Origin of the sequence: Pseudoalteromonas sp. PAST1 (genome assembly GCF_021532515.1) — a bacterium.
In the GTDB taxonomy this organism is placed as follows: Bacteria; Pseudomonadota; Gammaproteobacteria; order Enterobacterales; family Alteromonadaceae; genus Pseudoalteromonas; species Pseudoalteromonas simplex.
This window is the reverse complement of sequence record NZ_JAKGBH010000006.1, coordinates 107,118-126,145: the sequence shown is the minus strand read 5'-3', so window position 1 is coordinate 126,145 and position 19,028 is coordinate 107,118. Positions and strand designations below refer to the sequence as shown.

22 protein-coding genes are annotated in these 19,028 nt (G+C 41.5%); 12 read left to right on the top strand and 10 right to left on the bottom strand.

The window, feature by feature from the left end; all coding sequences use genetic code 11:
* Positions 1-89: 89 nt before the first annotated feature.
* Positions 90-389, bottom strand: a complete 300-nt coding sequence (locus L1272_RS04610; protein WP_054552909.1) for a YciI family protein — start codon at positions 387-389, stop codon at positions 90-92.
* A 176-nt stretch (positions 390-565) separates the two neighbouring features.
* On the opposite strand from L1272_RS04610, the gene L1272_RS04605 reads away from it, so the two are divergent.
* Complete coding sequence (locus tag L1272_RS04605; protein ID WP_054552910.1) at positions 566-1,990, top strand: sodium-dependent transporter; 1,425 nt, start codon at positions 566-568, stop codon at positions 1,988-1,990.
* Positions 1,991-2,045: 55 nt separating this feature from the next.
* Here L1272_RS04605 and L1272_RS04600 read toward each other — a convergent pair whose 3' ends face one another.
* Positions 2,046-2,684 (bottom strand): CPBP family glutamic-type intramembrane protease, encoded by a 639-nt coding sequence (locus tag L1272_RS04600; protein WP_054552911.1) that lies wholly within the window; start codon positions 2,682-2,684, stop codon positions 2,046-2,048.
* A 58-nt stretch (positions 2,685-2,742) separates the two neighbouring features.
* Positions 2,743-3,330 carry an inner membrane-spanning protein YciB gene (locus L1272_RS04595; RefSeq protein ID WP_054561224.1) on the bottom strand — a complete coding sequence of 196 codons (588 nt, stop codon included), beginning with the start codon at positions 3,328-3,330 and terminating at the stop codon, positions 2,743-2,745.
* A gap of 194 nt (positions 3,331-3,524) precedes the next feature.
* On the opposite strand from L1272_RS04595, the gene L1272_RS04590 reads away from it, so the two are divergent.
* Entirely contained in the window at positions 3,525-3,794 is a 270-nt protein-coding gene (locus tag L1272_RS04590) for an HU family DNA-binding protein (RefSeq protein ID WP_138602350.1), read from the top strand.
* Positions 3,795-3,931: 137 nt separating this feature from the next.
* Positions 3,932-4,504: a type 1 glutamine amidotransferase domain-containing protein gene (locus tag L1272_RS04585; protein WP_054552914.1), complete on the top strand. Its 573-nt coding sequence runs from the start codon at positions 3,932-3,934 to the stop codon at positions 4,502-4,504.
* 59 nt (positions 4,505-4,563) lie between these two features.
* On the opposite strand, the gene trpA is transcribed toward L1272_RS04585, so the two are convergent.
* The 6 genes from trpA to L1272_RS04555 are packed head-to-tail and all read right to left on the bottom strand — an operon-like array spanning position 4,564 to position 11,124.
* Complete coding sequence (gene trpA, locus L1272_RS04580; RefSeq protein WP_199529899.1) at positions 4,564-5,376, bottom strand: tryptophan synthase subunit alpha; 813 nt, start codon at positions 5,374-5,376, stop codon at positions 4,564-4,566.
* On the bottom strand, positions 5,373-6,557 hold the full coding sequence (gene trpB / locus L1272_RS04575; protein WP_138619900.1) for a tryptophan synthase subunit beta: 1,185 nt from the start codon (positions 6,555-6,557) through the stop codon (positions 5,373-5,375). The genes trpA and trpB overlap by 4 nt, the downstream gene beginning before the upstream one ends.
* Positions 6,558-6,564: 7 nt before the next feature.
* A complete protein-coding gene (trpCF, locus tag L1272_RS04570; RefSeq protein WP_199529900.1) occupies positions 6,565-7,929 on the bottom strand; it encodes a bifunctional indole-3-glycerol-phosphate synthase TrpC/phosphoribosylanthranilate isomerase TrpF in 1,365 nt (454 codons plus the stop codon).
* Complete coding sequence (gene trpD, locus L1272_RS04565; protein WP_138602342.1) at positions 7,922-8,941, bottom strand: anthranilate phosphoribosyltransferase; 1,020 nt, start codon at positions 8,939-8,941, stop codon at positions 7,922-7,924. The genes trpCF and trpD overlap by 8 nt, the downstream gene beginning before the upstream one ends.
* A 9-nt stretch (positions 8,942-8,950) precedes the next feature.
* Positions 8,951-9,556, bottom strand: a complete 606-nt coding sequence (locus L1272_RS04560) for an aminodeoxychorismate/anthranilate synthase component II (RefSeq protein WP_062565123.1) — start codon at positions 9,554-9,556, stop codon at positions 8,951-8,953.
* Positions 9,556-11,124 carry an anthranilate synthase component 1 gene (locus tag L1272_RS04555; protein ID WP_062565124.1) on the bottom strand — a complete coding sequence of 523 codons (1,569 nt, stop codon included), beginning with the start codon at positions 11,122-11,124 and terminating at the stop codon, positions 9,556-9,558. The genes L1272_RS04560 and L1272_RS04555 overlap by 1 nt, the downstream gene beginning before the upstream one ends.
* A 523-nt stretch (positions 11,125-11,647) precedes the next feature.
* Here L1272_RS04555 and rnm point away from each other — a divergent pair.
* The 7 genes from rnm to L1272_RS04520 all read left to right on the top strand — a co-directional run bounded on the left by rnm (position 11,648) and on the right by L1272_RS04520 (position 16,843).
* The gene (rnm, locus tag L1272_RS04550; RefSeq protein WP_199529901.1) at positions 11,648-12,487 is read left to right on the top strand and encodes an RNase RNM; all 840 of its coding nucleotides are present in this window, start codon (positions 11,648-11,650) and stop codon (positions 12,485-12,487) included.
* 9 nt (positions 12,488-12,496) lie between these two features.
* Positions 12,497-13,117 (top strand): L-threonylcarbamoyladenylate synthase, encoded by a 621-nt coding sequence (locus L1272_RS04545; protein WP_130166260.1) that lies wholly within the window; start codon positions 12,497-12,499, stop codon positions 13,115-13,117.
* An 8-nt stretch (positions 13,118-13,125) separates the two neighbouring features.
* Positions 13,126-13,962: a segregation and condensation protein A gene (locus L1272_RS04540; RefSeq protein WP_054561234.1), complete on the top strand. Its 837-nt coding sequence runs from the start codon at positions 13,126-13,128 to the stop codon at positions 13,960-13,962.
* Positions 13,963-14,036: 74 nt separating this feature from the next.
* Positions 14,037-14,888 (top strand): GNAT family N-acetyltransferase, encoded by an 852-nt coding sequence (locus L1272_RS04535; RefSeq protein ID WP_235372848.1) that lies wholly within the window; start codon positions 14,037-14,039, stop codon positions 14,886-14,888.
* A 140-nt stretch (positions 14,889-15,028) separates the two neighbouring features.
* The gene (locus tag L1272_RS04530) at positions 15,029-15,490 is read left to right on the top strand and encodes a hypothetical protein (RefSeq protein WP_199529903.1); all 462 of its coding nucleotides are present in this window, start codon (positions 15,029-15,031) and stop codon (positions 15,488-15,490) included.
* Positions 15,491-15,708: 218 nt separating this feature from the next.
* On the top strand, positions 15,709-16,263 hold the full coding sequence (locus L1272_RS04525; protein WP_199529904.1) for a cytochrome b: 555 nt from the start codon (positions 15,709-15,711) through the stop codon (positions 16,261-16,263).
* Position 16,264: 1 nt separating this feature from the next.
* Positions 16,265-16,843, top strand: a complete 579-nt coding sequence (locus L1272_RS04520) for a YceI family protein (RefSeq protein WP_054552925.1) — start codon at positions 16,265-16,267, stop codon at positions 16,841-16,843.
* Between the two features lie 61 nt (positions 16,844-16,904).
* On the opposite strand, the gene L1272_RS04515 is transcribed toward L1272_RS04520, so the two are convergent.
* Entirely contained in the window at positions 16,905-17,768 is an 864-nt protein-coding gene (locus L1272_RS04515; protein ID WP_199529905.1) for a TIGR02285 family protein, read from the bottom strand.
* A 53-nt stretch (positions 17,769-17,821) separates the two neighbouring features.
* Between L1272_RS04515 and L1272_RS04510 the strand changes: the two genes are divergently transcribed.
* Together L1272_RS04510 and L1272_RS04505 are read left to right on the top strand one after the other, a co-directional pair.
* Positions 17,822-17,968 carry a hypothetical protein gene (locus L1272_RS04510; RefSeq protein WP_171043800.1) on the top strand — a complete coding sequence of 49 codons (147 nt, stop codon included), beginning with the start codon at positions 17,822-17,824 and terminating at the stop codon, positions 17,966-17,968.
* A 445-nt stretch (positions 17,969-18,413) separates the two neighbouring features.
* Complete coding sequence (locus L1272_RS04505) at positions 18,414-18,989, top strand: dienelactone hydrolase family protein (RefSeq protein ID WP_166340690.1); 576 nt, start codon at positions 18,414-18,416, stop codon at positions 18,987-18,989.
* Positions 18,990-19,028: the final 39 nt, after the last annotated feature.

The following is a 19,028-nucleotide window of genomic DNA, read 5'->3' as shown; positions in this document are numbered from 1 at the left end:
ATTACGTTAAATTCTGTAATTCAATAGCCAAATCTTAGTTAATAAGCCGTGAACAAACACTGAATTATTGATTCAGTTAAGTTCAGAGGTTAACCAAATACTTTTTTAAATGGTTTTACGACTGAGTTGTCGTAAACACCCGCCGCAATATACGGATCGTTTGCAGCCCATTCACGTGCTGCTTCTAACGACTCAAACTCAGCAACCACTAATGAACCAGTAAAACCAGCGTCAGCTGGATCTTCACTATCAATGGCTGGCAATGGGCCTGCCGTAAATAAACGGTTTTGATCGTCTAATTCTTGAAGGCGTGCTAAGTGAGCAGGACGTGCAGATTTGCGAGCTTCTAAACTATTTTCAACATCCGTTGAATAAATCATATACAGCATGGTGTGTTCTCAATGTTATTTTTAAAAAATAGTAGCATATTCTTAGCAATAGACGAGAGATTATTCGCGTAATAATCTTTACACAAACCCATATAACTTTAACTTATAAAGCTTGAAATACGCGGTGTAACACTGTTAGAGTCGCTGGGTTGAGAAAATAATAATAAGGTTTTTAAATGAGCGAAAAACGCGAGCATTTTAGCTCCCGCCTCGGTTTTATTTTAGCGGCAGCCGGTTCTGCTGTAGGTATCGGAAACTTAGTAGGTTTTCCTGTTTCAGCCACAAAAAACGGCGGTGGTGCTTTCCTTTTAGTCTATGCATTGTTTGTCATTTTTATCTGTTTGCCAGTGATGATGGCTGAAATGGCCATGGGTCGTAAAGCGCAAAAAGATCCACTAGGTTCATACAAATTTTTAGCGGGTAATGATCCAAAATGGAACTTTGCTGGCTTTTTAGCTGTATTAACGCCATTTATGATTGCTGTTTTTTACATGGTGATCACGGTATGGATTTTCGGTTATTTATCGCAAACCGCTTTTGGTAATCTAGATGCCTTGGCGCAGCCGGATAATTTTGGCACCTTTATCAATAGCTACACCGTGTTTGGTTATATGGCCGTGGTTGCCATCATCGTTAACTTGATTTTAGTGGGCGGTGTTAAAGAAGGTATTGAAAAAGCGGCTAAGTTTATGATGCCAGCTTTATTTGTACTACTCACCGCGTTGGTTGTATACGTACTAACTCTTGATAACGCAATGGCCGGTGTTAAGTACTATGTTGTTCCTGACTTTTCAAAAATGGATGCCAGCGTATTAAATGGTGCATTAGCTCAAGCGTTTTTCTCGTTGTCACTGGGTATGGGTATCTTAATGACCTATGCATCGTATATTTCTAAGAAAGATGACATTGTTGGTAGTGCAAAAATGGTTGCAGTTACTGACTCGATGGTGGCATTTATTGCTGGTCTAATGGTGCTTCCAGCTATTTTCAGTTTTAACCCAGATACTGACCCTAGTAATTTATCAGATTCGTCAGTATCGATGATTTTTGTTTACCTACCAAAAATTTTATTAGCGTTACAAGCTGATATTGGCTACGTGGGTGCATCAATTGTTGCGTTTGTATTCTTCTTACTTGTCTTTTTTGCTGCAATTACGTCACTTGTATCAATTGTAGAGGTGCCAACAGCGACTTTAAGCGACCGCAAAGGTATTAGCCGTAAAAAAGCACTGGCTATCTTAACTTTATCTACAGGTGTTTTAACTGTGCTGTGTACAATGTCATTTGGTATGGTTGACTCGCTTACAAAGTTTGTTAGCTATGGCGGTGCAGATAAGAGCTTATTTGATATTGTTTATGATGTGTTTTACGACACAATTTTACCGCTTAACGGTTTAATGGTGTGTTTATTCGTTATGTATCGTTGGAAAAAAGCAAACTTGTCGGCAGAGTTAAGCCAAGGCTGTGAAGGCTATATTGGCAGCTTCACAGAGAAGTATGTGAACTTCTCACTATCAACGTTTATCCCTGCCATTTTATTACTAATCTTTGTAAATACGGTGGCGACTAAGTTTTTTGCATTTAGTATTTTCGGATTTTAAAGACCAGTTCAATACTTAGCCGCGCACTTTGCGCGGCTTTTTTATGCCTATTAAATTAAAAGGCCCCCGCATCGAGCACATCACCCAAGCCAAGGGTAAACATCCAAAGTCCCCATAAGCTGTGTTCAATCACACATACGAAGGTTGAGCGGCTTTGCGCGTAAGTATAAGAAAACAGCAGCCCCCCTAAAAAAGCCAACAGTACGGCCAATACATTCGCATAGACAATATGCGCCAATGCAAACACTGATGCGCTGACAATAATACGCACCGTTTTACTTGGCATAATGCGTTTGTAGCGATGGAAAAAGTAGGTTCTAAAAATCAGCTCTTGCGGCATCACCGATAAAATAGGGTAGAGCAATAACAACATTAGCCAATCGTTAAACGAGTTTCGTGGCAGTGAAAACCAGTTTTCTTGATTCATGATCCCGTAAAACATTCCAGAGAATAGCGCCCCTAAAAAGAAGAAACTAAATAAGCGACGTTTTACCGCACTAAATTGCCCAAGGCTTGTTAAACGAAAGCGTTTAAAATGGGGATCAGATAAAAGCAACATGCCGCACACGGCCATTAAAATAATAAGGGCAGGAATAAGCCAGTTAGCGAGGTAGGCACGAAGAAAGAAGCCTAATAGCGGCAAAGAAACAAATATGAGGGTAAATTCAAGCCAGCGGTATTGGTTAGCGTTCAATGTCGTCTCAGCGTGTTTTTTGCTTACGCTAACAAGCTAAGACGACAGATTTATGACATTAAGATTGCTTTGGATCTTTCTCTTCGTCATCTTCTGGTAAGTATTTGAATAGGGTGATGATCGTTGCTAACACGCAAACAAAGGTAATGCCCATTAAGCCAAACACTTTAAAGTTAACCCAAAAATCGAGCGAGAAGTTATAGGCAATGTAGATATTCAGCGCCGAGATACCAGCAGTCACTGCAACCCAAAACAGGTTAAGCTTATTCCAGAGCGCTTCAGGTACGTTGATTTCTTGTTTACTCTCAGAGGCATTTTCTAAAATCGAGCTTAGTGCTTTTTTCACTAAGTTTTTGCCAAGTACATAGCGGCTTACCAGCAAAGTAACACTGAAAATGGCATACACAATGGTGGCTTTCCATTTTACGAACTGCTCGTCGTGGAACACTAAGGTGAGGGTACCTAACACCACCGCTATGGCAAAAAACACCCAGTGACGGGTTGGCACTTTACCATCTTTAAAATAACAGTAAGCAACTTGAATTAAGGTGGTTAGCATCAGCAAGGCTGTTGCCCAATAAATATCAACTAACTTGAAAACCGCAAAAAACAGGATCAGCGGGATGTATTCAATAATCGCATGCATAAATTTATAAATGCTCTAATATAAAAAGATACTGGGTTGTATCAAGTTATCGTGCAAGATACAAGGTTGACTTAGCAGCCCTGAAAGCTTAGCCTCCCGAGCCAATCTGGCCTAAACCTGCGTTTAGGTTGTTTTACCTTATCTTTTTCCGCTTAACCTCAGATGATTAAGCGGCGTATTTTGGAGCACTTTTTATGAATAAAGCCGAGTTAGTATCGCAAATGGCTGCCCACAGTGAATTAACAAAAAAAGACACTCAAGCTGCCTTAACCAGCATGTTAAATGCTATCGAAAAGTCTCTTTCTGAGGGCGATCAAGTGCAAATTAATGGCTTTGGTACGTTTGCTCTGAGTTATTACCCAGCACGCAAAGGACGCAACCCACAAACCGGTGAAGAAATTGAAATAGAAGGCGCTAACAAGCCAGTTTTTAAACCTGCTAAAGCACTCAAAGACGGTTTATAAGCAGGATTTGCAAAGCTGTTGTAGTATTTACAGAGCATAAATAGAACACCTGAAAATTTATTCAATATTTTCAATCTATTAAGTTTGGCATGTTGTATGCTGTTAATCATTTAGGTTTACCTAAATAAGGAGATAACATGTCAAATTTAAATAGCCAACTGAATGGTAAAAAGATTGCTATTCTTGCAACCAATGGTTTTGAGCAAAGCGAGCTATTGTCACCACGAAGCGCATTATTAGAAGCGGGTGCACTTGTCGAAGTTGTGTCACTTGAGCGTGGCGATATCACCGCATGGGATGAAAACCAATGGGGTGAGCGAGTCAGTGTTGACCGTGTAGTCAGCGAAGCAGACTCTGCTGAGTATGACGCGTTACTTCTGCCTGGTGGCTTATTTAACCCAGATACGTTACGTCAAGATAGCGAAGCAAAAGCCTTTGTTGATGGTTTTTTCAGTGCCGGTAAAAACAAGCCCATCGCCGCGATTTGCCACGGCCCATGGTTATTAGCCGAAATTAATAAACTACGCGACCGCAAAGTAACCTCATACCCAAGTATTAAAACTGATTTAATCAATGCAGGAGCTAATTGGGTTGATCAAGAGGTGTGTGTTGATGAGGGCATAGTTACAAGCCGAAGCCCAGCCGACTTAGAGGCTTTTAATCGAAAATTCATAGAAGAGATTAAAGAGGGCGAGCATCGCCATCATTAATCATAAATGTTAAGCACAAAAAAGGGCCTTTATGGCCCTTTTTTAAGCAATACAATAAGTTACTTTGTAGCTGCCTTCATACTGGCTACAAACTCTTTTAAACCAGTTAGCATTGCTGCTTGATCATTAAGGTTTGCCTCGATGATTTTAACAACCGCAGAGCCTGAAATCGCACCAGCAGCTCCTGAATCGAGTGCTGATTTAACATCTTCCGGCGTTGATACACCAAAACCAAGTAATGCCGGTGCAGCATGGTAATCTTTTAGTTTTTTAACTAATGAATCTGCTGGCATTTGTGCCTTGGTTTCTGTGCCTGTCACACCTGCGCGTGAAAGAAGGTATGTGTAACCGCGGCCATATGACGCACACTCTCGTAACGTGTCATCATCAGCATTCGGTGTAGCAATAAAAATTGGGTCAATACCATTTTTCATTGCTGTTTGGCGAAATAGCTTTGACTCATGTAGCGGCACGTCAGCCACTAAAATTGAATCGACACCGGCTTCTTTAGCATCTTGATAAAACTTTTCGATGCCACGCTTAAACACAAGATTTGAATACAATAACAGGCCAATTGGAATATCGGCATTGTACTGGCGCACTTGTTTAATGATATCAAAGCAATCTTGGGTATTGATGTTTTCATCAAGTGCACGAATGTTGGCCGCTTGGATCACCGGGCCATCTGCAATCGGATCTGAAAATGGAATACCTAGCTCAAGGGCATCGGCGCCGCCATCAATTAAACTTTTGATGATTTCTACGCTCAGTGCTTTATTAGGATCGCCAATCGTAACAAAGGGTACAAAAGCACCTTGGTTTGTTTCATTTAATGTGGCGAACAGTTGTCCGTAACGGTTAGTCTGGCTCATAGTGCGCCTCCTTCTGATAAAACACTGTGTACGTGAGCCAAATCTTTATCGCCTCGGCCGCTTAGGTTAACCACTAAAATAGTGTCTTCGGTTTGTTGCTCGGCATATTTAAGGGCATATGCGAGGGCATGGCTTGATTCAAGCGCTGGAATAATCCCCTCGTTCTTAGCCAGTAGTTGGAATGCTTCAAGCGCTTCAGTATCGGTAATACCTACGTACTCAGCACGGCCAGTTTCATGTAAGTGCGCATGTTGTGGGCCAACAGCAGGGTAATCAAGACCTGCTGATACAGAGTAAGACTCTTCAATTTGACCATCATCATCTTGCATAATATAGGTATAGGTACCGTGTAAAATGCCTTTTGTGCCTTTACATAAGGTTGCACCATGCTGGTGGGTATCTAAGCCTTTACCAGCAGGCTCTACACCAATTAATTTTACGCTTGGCTCATCAATAAAGTCTGTGAACATACCAATGGCGTTAGAGCCACCACCCACGCAAGCAAGCACAGCATCCGGTAAGCGGCCTTCAGCTTTCAGTACTTGTTGTTTTGCTTCTTCACCAATCATTTTTTGGAACTCTCGCACCATGGTTGGGAATGGGTGAGGGCCTGCTGCAGTGCCTAGTAAGTAGTGAGCATCTTTGTAATTTGCTGACCAGTCACGCAGTGCTTCGTTTACGGCATCTTTTAAGGTGCCAGAGCCCGCTGTGACAGGAATAACCTCTGCGCCCATTAATTTCATACGAAATACATTTGGTTGTTGGCGTTCAACGTCTTTTGCACCCATGTAAATACGGCACTTTAAGCCAAGTAGGGCGCAGGCTAGGGCCGTTGCAACACCGTGTTGGCCGGCACCTGTTTCTGCAATCACTTCTTTTTTACCCATGCGTTTAGTAAGGAGTGCTTGGCCAAGTACTTGATTGGTTTTGTGTGCACCGCCGTGCAGTAAATCTTCACGCTTTAAATACAGTTTTACCTTAGGGTTTTTAACTAAGTTACGTGTCAGTGTTAATGGCGTAGGGCGGCCTGCGTATTCATTTAATAGTTTTTCAAACTCAGCCTGAAAAGCTGGATCGTTTTGCGATTTATTAAACTCTGCTTCTAGTTGCTTGAGTGCTGGCACAAGCAGCTGTGGTACAAACATACCACCGAATTCACCGAAATAAGCTGGATTTTGCATTCTAACCTCAATAATTTCTGATATGCGAAAACGCATTTTGTAATTTTGTTTGGCACTTTTTACCCGCTGACGCTTCAACGCCAGAATTTAGGTCAAGACCATTAGCACCGCGATAAAGCGCTGCGTGAATATTTTCTGGGTTTAAACCCCCGGCTAACATAAACGGCACGGTTGCCGTTTCTAGCACAGACCAATCAAATGCTTCGCCTGTGCCGCCTTTTTGGCTTTTGCTGTAAGTGTCGTACAAATGGCGGTCAACCCCTTCAAGCGGTTTGGGTAATTCGCCTTTAACGGCTTGGGCTTTCCAAATTTCACAGCCAAGCGGTAATTGCTTTCTGAGACTTTGAATATACTCGCTATTCTCGTCACCATGTAATTGCACTGCAGCTAATTTTAAGCTTTGTGCATAATCGACCACTTGTTCAAGAGGTGCATTGACAAACACACCCACATACGCGAGCGGGGCACTTTGCGTAACTTGCTTGGCACAGTCGATATCGACATAACGCGGTGACTTAGGATAAAAAATTAAGCCACCATACACAGCACCACTGGCGTAGGCTGCTATCGCATCTTGTGAACGGGTTAAACCGCACACTTTGTTCTCACCTAAAATGACTTTACGGCATGCGGCTTCTAAGTCGCGCTCAGCCATTAATGAGCTGCCAATTAAAAAGCCATCGCACAATGGTGCAAGGCGTTTTACATCTTTATGGGTATAAATGCCCGACTCTGAAATTACCACTTTGTCATTTGGGATAAGCTGACGTAAACGCTCTGTTGTTGCAAGATCAGTGCTTAAATCACGAAGGTCGCGGTTATTAATACCAATTAGGCTGGCATTAAGTGCAAGAGCACGGCTTACTTCTTGCTCATTACTGACTTCAGTGAGTACCGACATATTTAAAGAGTCAGCCACTTTATGAAGCGCTAAATATTGCTCGTCATCAAGAACTGAGAGCATTAATAAAATGGCATCACCACCAGATAAGCGTGCTAAATAAACTTGGTACTCATCAATAAAGAAGTCTTTACAAATAAGCGGCTGTTCCACTTGGCTGCGCACGTATTCAAGGTACTGATAGCTGCCTTGGAAATATTTTTCATCTGTTAGTACGCTCATACAGGTTGCGTACTTTTTATAAACCGATGTAATTTCGTCTAAATTAAATGGTTCGCGAATAAGTCCTTTTGACGGTGAGGCCTTTTTACATTCTAAAATAAACTGCGTACCGGTTGCTGCTAATGCTGCTTCAAAGTCTCGCTTGGTTGGCACAACCTCGCTAATGAATGACTCAAGCGGGCGCTGTGCTTTTCTTTGTTCTAATTCAATACGTTTGTCGGCAACAATTTTGTCTAACACGTTAGCCATGACTTACCTCAATAATTGCGTTCAATGTGTCCATCGCTTTTCCTGATGCTAATAATTCAATTACTTGATCTGCGGCTGCTTTTAAATCACTTGCTTTATCGGTTAAATAAAGAAGGGCGGCGACGTTGGCTATAATGGCAGCGTTATGCGCCATTTCACCTTGACCTTGTAAAATCGCTAAGCTTGCTTTTGCGTTATATTCTGGGCCTTGGCCTGCTAGTTGTTCAAGTGAATAGTTTGCAAGACCAAAATCGCTCGCTGTTAGCGTGTATTCGCTCAGTTCACCGTTATTAAGCTCAACCACTTTGGTTGTCCCGTGTAAGGCGATTTCGTCAGTGCCTGCACCGTGAACCACCATAGCGCGTTTTGTGCCAAGGGTTTTTAAGGTTTCGGCCATTGGTAAGCACAGTGAAGGGTCATAAACACCAAGCAATTGCACCTCAGGGGCAGCAGGGTTGGCCAGTGGACCTAAGATATTAAAAATTGTGCGGCTTTTAAGAGCCGTACGCACGCCCATCGCATGGCGTACACCACTGTGATAATGCGGTGCAAATAAAAATGTAAACCCAGTATTGTCTAAACAATGCGCTGCTTGCTCAGGGCTCATATCGATATTGATACCCAAGGCTTTAAGTAAATCAGCTGAGCCCGAGTTACTCGACACACTGCGATTACCATGTTTGACCATGTTGATGCCCGCAGCGGCAGCAACAATAGCAGCCGTTGTACTAATATTAATTGTGTTTGAGCCATCGCCACCTGTACCACAGCTATCAGCAAGTAAGGTTTTGCTGGTTTGAAATGGCACTGCATTGGCGCGCATTGATGCCGCCGCACCGGCGATTTCATCACTTGTTTCGCCTTTTAGTTTTAGGGCGATAAGTGCAGCCGTTAATTCAATATCATTAAGCTGGCCATTCATGATGGCATCAAATAATGCAGTTGCTTGCGAAAATGATAAATCTTGCTTTGCTAATAATTGGTTTAACTGGGTTTGAGTTGTTGCTTCCATGTTATTCCTCTACTGCACGCGTGCGGTTAAAAATTCAATGCTTTGTTGTAATAGCAATGCGCCATTTGGCGTTAAAATTGATTCAGGATGAAACTGATAGCCAAGGGCATTATCTTGTTGATGGTAAATTGCCATCGGAATATTTTCATAACAAGCAATTACTTCAACATCATCAGGGACTTTGGTTGCCATTAATGAATGATAACGAGCAACCGGCATTTTATCGCCCATACCCGCGAATACTGGGTGCTCAGTCAACGTAATAATTGATGACTTGCCGTGCACAGTTTCGCCTGCATGACCAATAACCCCACCGTAGCTTTGTGTTAGTGCTTGCTGCCCTAAACAGATACCCAGCATCGGGAAGCGGCCTTTACACAGTTCAATGAGCTCCATTAAACAACCAGCATCAGATGGTGCGCCAGGACCAGGTGAAAGCACTAATAATACAGGCACTGTCTCTTGGCACATTTTGTCGAAGATGCTTTGTGCACTGATGTTATTACGGTATACCACTAACTGGCACCCTAACATAGAAAGTTCATCGACTAAGTTATAACTAAATGAATCAAAGTTATCTAAAAAGTAGATTTTATAGGCTGATGTTGTCGTCATTATTGTGCCTCGTAAGTCGATTGAATCGCAGTGATCACAGCTTGTGCTTTAGCACGGGTTTCATTGGCTTCTGATTGTGGATCTGAATCAAACACCACACCTGCACCTGCTTGCACGTAGGCCGTGCCGTTTTTAACAAAGGCAGAGCGAATAACAATGCAGCTATCCATGGCGCCATCGCCCGTTAAATAACCCACTGCACCTCCATAGCTGCCGCGGCGTTTTTGTTCGGTTTGACGAACTAACTCGGCAGCGCGTACTTTAGGTGCACCCACTAAGGTGCCCATGTTCATACAAGCTTGGTAAGCATGTAGCGCATCGAGTTCAGGTTTTAAAGTACCCACCACGCGTGAAACTAAATGCATCACTTGTGAGTAGCGGTCTACTTTTAATAACTCTTTAGCGTGACGTGTGCCGGGTACGCTAATACGGGCTACATCATTTCTTGCTAAATCAACTAACATAAGGTGCTCGGCACGTTCTTTTTGGTCGTTACGAAGTTCAAGCTCAATGCGGCTGTCTAGGTCTGGATTAATTTGCCCGTTAGCAAACTTGCCACGCGGGCGAGTGCCGGCAATTGGGTATACCTCAACTTGTTTACTCTCTGCGCAATATTTGAGGGCTGACTCGGGTGATGCGCCGAATAACACGAACTCTTCATCGCGCATGTAAAACATATATGGGCTTGGGTTTTGTAGTTTTAATTGGCTATAAGCATGAAGTGAGTCAGGGCAGGCGAGAGAAAAAGTACGTGATGGCACAACTTGGAATATATCGCCATCAACGATGTTATTTTTTAACTTGATGACATGTTCGCAGTATTGCTCGTCGCTAACATCAACAGAAATTGGGTTTGAGCCTGTTTGCTTTTGCCCTTGGTAGCTTTGTGCATTGTCACATACGGCATTTAAACGCTCTAACTGTTGACCAACCTCAAAGCAGTTTGCATGGACTTCAGGGCCGTTGAACACATTGCCAATTAGCTCGGTTGTTTTTGCTTGATGGTCGATGACAACTAACGTTTCGGCGAGGTAGAAAACATAATCCGGGCAGCTGTTTTCGCCGTCAGGCACATCAGAAAGAGTTTCGAAATTAGCAACCATGTCGTAGGCAAACACACCGCCTAAGAACACAGAGAATGGGTTGTCTGTGGTGCTTTTAATACTGTTAATGCAGCTACGTAGCGCACTAAAAGCATTATCTGCTACTAATTTACTGGCTTCATCAATATCGCTTGCGACCTCGTTGTAGGTTAACGTTAATGTATCCTCTACAAGCTCTGCAGAGCAGTTTTGCACATGAGTTTGTAAATAAGGCAGTAATTGCTTGCCATTATTTGACTGTGCAGTGAGTGTGACCTGTTTGCCTTGGCAAACAATACGTAGCGCTGAGTCAACCAAAATTAGACTTTTTACACTGTCTTTAGAATCAATTTCAGCAGACTCTAACAGCAGTGAATTAGGCTTATCGAGTAAACTGTATAACGCAAGTGGGCTACTGATGTAGTCGCGCACTTGAGTGATACTGGTTACTTCACCCGGTGTCGTTGTTATATGACTAAAAATCAAACCTCATTCTCCCTCATTCCCAAAAACTCTTTAAAAAACAAAACCCCGCGAAGCGATGCTTGGCGGGGTTCGTATAAAGATGCCTATAAATTAGATAGACCCTTACCGTCCCGCTAAGCCAGGCGCCACCACCAATGATGTGTAAGAGTTGCTATGTAATTCATTATAAAACCTTAAAATTTAGATATAAAAAAACCCGCTACTTGAGCGGGTTTTGAAATCGTTAGACACGACAATTCGTCACCCGCTAGTTACGAGTGCCACCACCAAATTGTGATTTGAATTGTTTTGTTCATTGTTATTGCTTATTTAACGTGTCTGAAAGTGCATACAGTAAAGCGTACCTAAGCGGATACTGTCAAGTATTAATTTACATATTAGTACGAGTTCGGCATTTACCCATCGCAATTGCCCATTTATGAGGGTAAAACACACAGCTATATAAGATAATCACGCCCTCGCAGTAAATTTTTGTTATACTCACATCATTGATTCAAGAACTTACGTAAAGCAGTCTTTCCCTTTGATAAAATACGATTTACATAGCCACACCACATACTCAGATGGTCAGCTATCAGTCGAGCAATTGTTACACCGCGCGGTTGAGAAAAACATAGATGTGTTTGCAATTACCGATCACGACACGTTAAGTGCGATAAAACCTGCTCGCCAAGTCATTACAAATGATAATTTACCGCTTAAATTAATTGCTGGCGTTGAAGTATCAACAAAATGGGAAAGCTTTGAAATTCATATTGTTGGCTTAAATGTTGATGACGAAAATGACGCACTGTTGTCATTATTACAATCTCAACAAGCCAAGCGTGAAGAGCGCGCTTTAGAGATAGGTCGTCGCCTTGCGAAAAATGGTTTTGAAGGCATTTATGACCAAGCAAGGACATTTGCTGAAAACGCCCAGATCACACGGGCGCATTTTGCCCGTGCACTGATTGAACGTGGTGTAGCTAAAAACTTTCCTGGGGTATTTAAAAAGTACTTAGGGCGAGGAAAAACAGGTTATGTACCAAGTAGTTGGTGCGATATGCAAACTGCAATTGCTGCCATTCATCAAGCCGGTGGGGTTGCCGTTCTAGCACACCCTGGGCGTTATCAAATGTCGAATAAGTGGCTACGGAAATTAATTATTGAATTTAAAGATGCCGGTGGCGATGCGATGGAAGTTGCACAACCACAGCAAGCACCCAGTGAGCGCCAGTTTTTAGGTGAACTTTGCCGTGAATATGGCTTACTTGCGTCACAAGGGTCAGATTTTCATTTTCCGACCAGTTGGTTGGAGTTAGGTAAAAATTTATACTTACCAAAAGATTGCCAAGGGGTTTGGCAAGCATGGGAAGGGCAATAGGAGCGTGTAATGAGTCAGTTTTTTCATATTCATCCAGATAATCCGCAACCACGCTTAATCAGCCAAGCGGTTGATATTATTAAGCAAGGCGGTGTTATCGTATACCCAACCGATTCGGGTTACGCACTTGGCTGTAGCATTGGTAATAAGCAAGCAAAAGAGCGCATTGAACGTATTCGTGGCATTGAAAAACACCATAACTTTACTTTGGTCTGCCGCGACTTATCTGAGCTATCTACCTATGCTCGCGTTGATAATCAGTTATTCAGATTGATTAAAAATAACACCCCTGGGCCTTATACGTTCATCTTTAAAGGCACTAAAGAAGTACCAAAGCGTTTATTAAACGAAAAGAAAAAAACCATTGGTATTCGTGTTATCGAACACCCAATCACCTGTGCTTTATTGGCTGAATTAGGTGAGCCGTTAATGTCGTGCTCTTTAATTTTACCGGGTGAGCAATATACCGAGGCAGATCCTGATGAAATTCGCGATCGCATTGAAAAGCAAGTTGATTTAATTATTCATGGTGGTTATCTTCCTGAACAGGCAACCACAGTAATTGACTTGTCGGATGATGATATCGAAATCTTACGTGTGGGTTGTGGTGATACTAAACCATTTGAGTAGAGACTTCATTGACTAGCCCAGAGCTTGACGCGCCAGATAATTTACAAGAGCCAGTACAGCAAAAGCTGCCACTGGCTTTTTTGCATGGTAAAGCGGTGGTTGATAAACCTGAAGATTTATATATTCCCCCCGATGCATTAGAGATCATTTTAGAAACCTTTGAAGGTCCTCTCGATTTACTTCTGTATTTAATCAAAAAACATAAACTCGATGTACTAGAGCTCTCTATTTTTAGTATTACAGAGCAATACGTGAGTTATGTTGAAATGATGAGCGAGTTTCAGCTTGAGCTGGCTGGTGAATACCTTGTGATGGCGGCGTTATTAGCACAAATTAAATCACGACTATTATTACCAAAACATGAAGAGCTTGAAGAGGAAGAAGACCCTCGAGCTGAGCTTGTCAGACGTTTACAGGAATACGAACAATTTAAAAAAGCCGCAGAAAATCTTGATGAGATCCCTCGCGAAGGCCGCGATATTTTTGTTGCCGAAGCACTGGTGCCAGAATTCAGTGAGCGTGAGGTACTGTTACCTGACGTTGACATGAAAGACTTGTTAGTTGCGCTAAGCGACGTTATGGCCCGAGCTAAAACATTTGAACACCATCATATTACCGCAGAAGCCTTATCGACCCGTGAACGGATGAGCTTAATCTTAGATAAACTCTCAGAAGCCCAATCACAGCTACCTTTTAGTACTCTTTTTACGGTAGAAGAGGGCAGAAGTGGTGTTGTCGTTAGTTTTATCGCCATGTTAGAGCTGGTGAAAGAAAACCTGATCAGCTGCTTTCAGGTAGATGCCAATAGCCAGATTTATGTTGGTTTGGTGGAAGAAGGCGAATAGCTGGAAGTTAATAGTTTTAAGCAGTAAGTTTTAAGTTAGCTGTCAGAGTAGACTGAAAAATATAAGGAAAGCAGATGCAAAGTAAACATTTTACAATCAAAACCATGACCAAGAAGGAAGTCGAACTCATGATTGATTGGGCTGCAGCAGAAGGCTGGAATCCGGGCCTTAATGATGCAGAGTGTTATTTTGCTGCTGATCCTGAAGGATTTCTTGTCGGTTTTCTTGACGATGAACCTATTGCTACAATTTCTGCCATTAATTACCACGATGTATTTGGCTTTATTGGCTTCTACATTGTTAAACCCGGTTACCGTGGCAAAGGTTACGGAATACAAATCTGGAATGCCGCATTAAAGCGCCTTGAAGGGTTGAATATTGGCCTTGATGGTGTGGTGGAACAGCAAGAAAACTATAAAAAGTCTGGTTTTAATTTGGCTTATCGTAATATTCGTTTTGCAGGAGTAGGCGGTGGTAGTTCACCGCAAAATGCAGACATTGTAGATCTTAATGCTGTGCCATTCGAAATTTTTGACGCATACGAACAGGCTTTTTTCCCAGTGAATAGAGCAAACTTTACCAAAGCCTGGTTAAGCCAACCCCAATGCGACGCTTTGGGCGTAATGAACAATGGGGAACTGGCAGGATACGGCGTAATTCGCAAGTGCCAGAACGGCTTTAAAGTTGGCCCCTTATTTGCCGACTCACCAGAATTAGCTGAATCTTTGTTCCTTGCTTTAAAATCTAAAGCGAGTGCATCCGACGCTATTTTCCTTGATACACCAGAAATCAATCAAGCTGCTGTCGCTTTGGCACAGAAATACAACATGCAGGTGTCATTTGAAACCGCCAGAATGTATACCAACGACTCTCCGAGTTTGCCATTAAACCGTATTTTCGGTGTGACTTCTTTTGAAATCGGCTGAGCTAGATTTAGAATTAGCTAATATCTACCAATTAAACTTTACTAAAGAGTGTGTAATCCATTGTCTCAGATAATGAGGTTAATTTTATATTAATTTTCATAATGTGTGTTCCAAGCTGGCTAAAATCTTTGGGGGGGATAATGATTAATAGTGTAATAGAAAATAAAATAAATGAAGTTATTAACTTGTATTGTGTTCGCCAAGCAGTTGGTAATAGCACATCCTTGAGTTTAGGTTTTGGAAAAAAAGATAACGAAGCTAGTTCTGGAGAGTACCGTGAATGGGAAATTGGAACGTATTCAAGTAATTGGAGAGTTATTAAAAATAAACAGGTAATTTGTGCATGTTTAGATGACGTTGAAACAAATGAAGAGCTAGATGAAAAACTTAAAACTATCAGTTTTGGTTCAATTAGGGCTGTATCTCAAAATGATGTTGGCGACGTAACTTTATCTTTTGATAACTTTGTTCTTGTAGAAATTCTGTGTTTATCAGATGAGGACGACGAAATGTTTCATGTTTTCTGCCCTAATTCAGAATATATTGAATATAATCCTTGCTCAGGTTGGAGAATTGGTCGTTCTGACTCCCCTTGGAAGTAATGATTTGAAACCACAGCCAGCAGAAGCTGGCTTTGTTTTATGGGTGAAAATAGTCGAAATTGCCTATATCAAATTACCGTATAGTACCAAACACCTTCCCCTTTCAACTTTTTTTGGGTGTGCACATACGCACAGAAGCTGTTCGTTTTACGCTATTTTCATTATATAAATCCTAAGCTAAGCTGTACCTAGTTTCACGATTCTCATGGGAAATGAGTATGTTAAAGAATTCAAAGTCAAGTTATGGCTGGGTGGCCATCTTAGTGCACTGGTTAATGGCACTTGGGGTGTTTGGTTTGTTTGGCTTAGGCGTATATATGGTTGAGCTAACCTATTACGACGCTTGGTACAAAGGTTCTTTGGACTTGCATAAAAGCGTTGGTATTACCTTAGCGGCATTATTGCTGTTTCGATTTGGTTGGCGCTTGTTAGGCACCCAACCTGAGCCTGTTGCAGGCAGTTCAAAAGCAATGAATCGAGTTGCACACTCAGCCCATAAACTAATTTATTTAGCTTTAGTCGTCATTGTGACATCAGGCTATTTAATTTCTACGGCTGATGGCCGTGCAATTGAAGTATTTAATTTATTTGATGTACCGGCATTACCAGAGTCGGTCGCAAACCAAGAAGATATTGCAGGTAAAATTCACTTTTATGCCGCGTATGGGCTAATAGCTGTGGTTGTTTTACATGCTTTAGGGGCACTAAAACATCATTTTATCGATAAAGATAAAACCTTAATTAGAATGATCAAACCATTGAAGGATGATTAAAATGAAAAAATTACTATTAGGCACAGCACTAAGTGCTGCACTTTTCTCAACAGCAAACGCAAATGCAGCTGACTACGTTATTGATACAGACGGTGCACACGCATTTGTAACTTTTAAAATTAAGCACTTAGGTTACAGCTGGTTACATGGTCGTTTTAATACTTTTTCAGGTGACTTTAGTTATGACGATAAAGCGCCTAATGCATCTAAAATCAATGTAACGATTGATACTAAAAGCATCGACTCAAACCATGCTGAGCGTGACAAGCACTTACGCGGAAAAGACTTCTTAAATGTTGATAAATACCCAACGGCAACATTCAAAAGCACCTCAATCAAGTTTGATGAAGACGGTGACGAAGCAGATGTAACAGGTGAATTCACCTTAAATGGTGTGACTAAAACCATTACTTTTGAAATTGATAAAATTGGTGAAGGTAAAGATCCATGGGGTGGATACCGTGTTGGTTTTGAAGGTGAAACAAGCCTTAAACTAGCTGACTATGGTATCGACTACAATCTAGGCCCTGCTTCTACGCATGTTGATATCGGTTTATTCATTGAAGGTGTGCGTAAGTAAGCACCATTAATACGACTGCCAATTCGCATAACTATGTGGATTAGGAAATTAAAAGTGCCGCTCAATGAGCGGCACTTTCGTTTCTATCTTTTAACCTTTTTTCTAAAATGGGCTGTAAATTATCAGGTAGCCAGCGAACTAAAACATCATGAAAAGCGTTTGTGTGAGCTATTTTTTCAAGGGTTTCATCTAGTAGTTTTACCGTTTCTTTGCCTTGTTTGTTATTTGTACAACCTATATAACCAACGCTTAATGCCGGTGCTTCGGTGAGTGTCAGTTGGGTCAATTCATCTTTAAAGCCCATTGAGTGCGCCAAATAGTAATGTTCGCTAGGGTAGCCAAGTAATATATCAATGCGCTTCTTATGCAGCATATAAGTTAAGCTTGCGAGTGTATCTCTGCCGGGGCGTGAGATAATATTAGCGTCATGGCTTTCGTTAATCACGCTATCTATATCGGTGCCAAACGAGCGGCTCATTGATACCCCTAATGCCAAGTGTTTTTCGTTTAATAACGATTTTAAAGACACGGGTTTTGTGACGTCTAACTTAAGTTTTGTGGCTAACTCTTTACGTATGGCAATGGAGGGTGATAAACCCACTGTTGAAGTGTGCTCTGTAAACTGAATATGCTGCTTACGGTGCTCGCTTTGATATAACGACAGCATACAGTAATTGTTGTGTGGGTTTGATAGTTCATTCACGGCACGACTAGCCGGCAATAAAGTGCGTTTAAATGAAACCTCTGGCAGAAATTGCTCTAGTAATTTGATCACACTTTCGTCACGACCAGTTCCTTCATATTTGTCATTCATGATGTAGTAGGGAGCAAAATCAACCATGATCCATTCGATTGACTTCGGTTGCTTGGTTGCAGCAACTGGCAGGCAGAAAAGTAATAGTAAAATAGAGCACGTAAAACGCATTTTTACTACCTATTTGTGGGCTTAAAATATAAGTGTAGCAGGAATTTAGCTATATGCAGGCTGGTGATGAAAAACTAAAACGCCAGCGTATTGGCTGGCGTTTATCGGTAGGGTTTAGTTGGCTTTTAGCCACTTCACAAATTGGCGTGCATCACTGGCCTTTTGGAAGATGGCGTTTTTTAAGCCTTGCGTGTCACTAAAAATTACACGCTGTTTATTTACCGAGATTGATTGCACTGGGTGTGCGATCTGGATCAAAGATCCGTTGTATTTATATGACATAATAAAACTCACTCTTTCTTTTGTCTGTGTCTGTAGAGCTTTAATAGGCATTTAAAAAATACAGACCGACATTTGTTGTCTTGCTAACAGTGTTGACTAAGTTTGTGACAGTTTGGTGATGATTTGAAAATTCATCAAAATGTCATTTAGCAAACGAGTTGCAAGTATTTATACGAATATGCGGGAATTACTGGATCAAGGTAAGGGGTTAACCGCGTGGTTTCTAAAAACCAGACAAGTAGAGTACTGTAAGAATTAACTAAGCGCAAGGTTTATTTTTTAAACATCAAAAATAATTTCTGGATGTTTTATAGAAACGGGCGTATTGTGATTAGGCACAAAATAACAATAAGAAGTATGCATATGAATTACCTTTTGGTGTCAGATATATTTGGTAAAACAGCGCATTTATCGCTGCTTGCCCAGCAGCTTCGCGGTAAGGTGAGTCTTTGCGACCCTTACCAAGGAGAAATTCAGCTCCCTATAAATGAGCAGTTTCAATACCAGCATTTCTTAACACAATGCGGCCATGATAGTTATTTTGAAAAAGTACATTTAAAAATGGCTGCTATTCGTCAGCCAACCACGATTATTGCATTTAGTGCAGGCGCTGCTGCCGTTTGGCGAGCTCAAGCAGAGTTAAAAAATTCATTCATTAAAAAAATTATTGCCTTTTATCCATCCCAAGTCAGATATCATCTTGAGCTTGAGGCTAACGTCCCTTGTCGATTTATTTTTCCTCACAGTGAAGAGCATTTTGATATTAAGCCTGTGGTTGCTTCATTAAAAAGCAAAGCAAAGGTGAGCTGTGAAATAGCCGACTTTGGTCATGGTTTTATGAATCCGTTATCTGAAAATTTTAATCAGTTTGGCTATCAGCAATTTACAGAACAACTGTTAAAAGAAAGTTGTCATCTAGAAGTTACCACCAACCATTAAAAACTAGTCTATAGTCATTACTAAACAATAATATAAGTA

Bases quoted from the DNA above. Each gene is read 5' to 3' on its own strand.
- L1272_RS04610 (WP_054552909.1), bottom strand. From the start codon at position 389: ATGCTGTATATGATTTATTCAACGGATGTTGAAAATAGTTTAGAAGCT.
- L1272_RS04605 (WP_054552910.1), top strand. From the start codon at position 566: ATGAGCGAAAAACGCGAGCATTTTAGCTCCCGCCTCGGTTTTATTTTA.
- L1272_RS04595 (WP_054561224.1), bottom strand. From the start codon at position 3,330: ATGCATGCGATTATTGAATACATCCCGCTGATCCTGTTTTTTGCGGTT.
- L1272_RS04590 (WP_138602350.1), top strand. From the start codon at position 3,525: ATGAATAAAGCCGAGTTAGTATCGCAAATGGCTGCCCACAGTGAATTA.
- L1272_RS04585 (WP_054552914.1), top strand. From the start codon at position 3,932: ATGTCAAATTTAAATAGCCAACTGAATGGTAAAAAGATTGCTATTCTT.
- trpA (WP_199529899.1), bottom strand. From the start codon at position 5,376: ATGAGCCAGACTAACCGTTACGGACAACTGTTCGCCACATTAAATGAA.
- trpB (WP_138619900.1), bottom strand. From the start codon at position 6,557: ATGCAAAATCCAGCTTATTTCGGTGAATTCGGTGGTATGTTTGTACCA.
- trpCF (WP_199529900.1), bottom strand. From the start codon at position 7,929: ATGGCTAACGTGTTAGACAAAATTGTTGCCGACAAACGTATTGAATTA.
- trpD (WP_138602342.1), bottom strand. From the start codon at position 8,941: ATGGAAGCAACAACTCAAACCCAGTTAAACCAATTATTAGCAAAGCAA.
- L1272_RS04560 (WP_062565123.1), bottom strand. From the start codon at position 9,556: ATGACGACAACATCAGCCTATAAAATCTACTTTTTAGATAACTTTGAT.
- L1272_RS04545 (WP_130166260.1), top strand. From the start codon at position 12,497: ATGAGTCAGTTTTTTCATATTCATCCAGATAATCCGCAACCACGCTTA.
- L1272_RS04535 (WP_235372848.1), top strand. From the start codon at position 14,037: ATGCAAAGTAAACATTTTACAATCAAAACCATGACCAAGAAGGAAGTC.
- L1272_RS04530 (WP_199529903.1), top strand. From the start codon at position 15,029: ATGATTAATAGTGTAATAGAAAATAAAATAAATGAAGTTATTAACTTG.
- L1272_RS04525 (WP_199529904.1), top strand. From the start codon at position 15,709: ATGTTAAAGAATTCAAAGTCAAGTTATGGCTGGGTGGCCATCTTAGTG.
- L1272_RS04520 (WP_054552925.1), top strand. From the start codon at position 16,265: ATGAAAAAATTACTATTAGGCACAGCACTAAGTGCTGCACTTTTCTCA.
- L1272_RS04515 (WP_199529905.1), bottom strand. From the start codon at position 17,768: ATGCGTTTTACGTGCTCTATTTTACTATTACTTTTCTGCCTGCCAGTT.
- L1272_RS04510 (WP_171043800.1), top strand. From the start codon at position 17,822: ATGCAGGCTGGTGATGAAAAACTAAAACGCCAGCGTATTGGCTGGCGT.
- L1272_RS04505 (WP_166340690.1), top strand. From the start codon at position 18,414: ATGAATTACCTTTTGGTGTCAGATATATTTGGTAAAACAGCGCATTTA.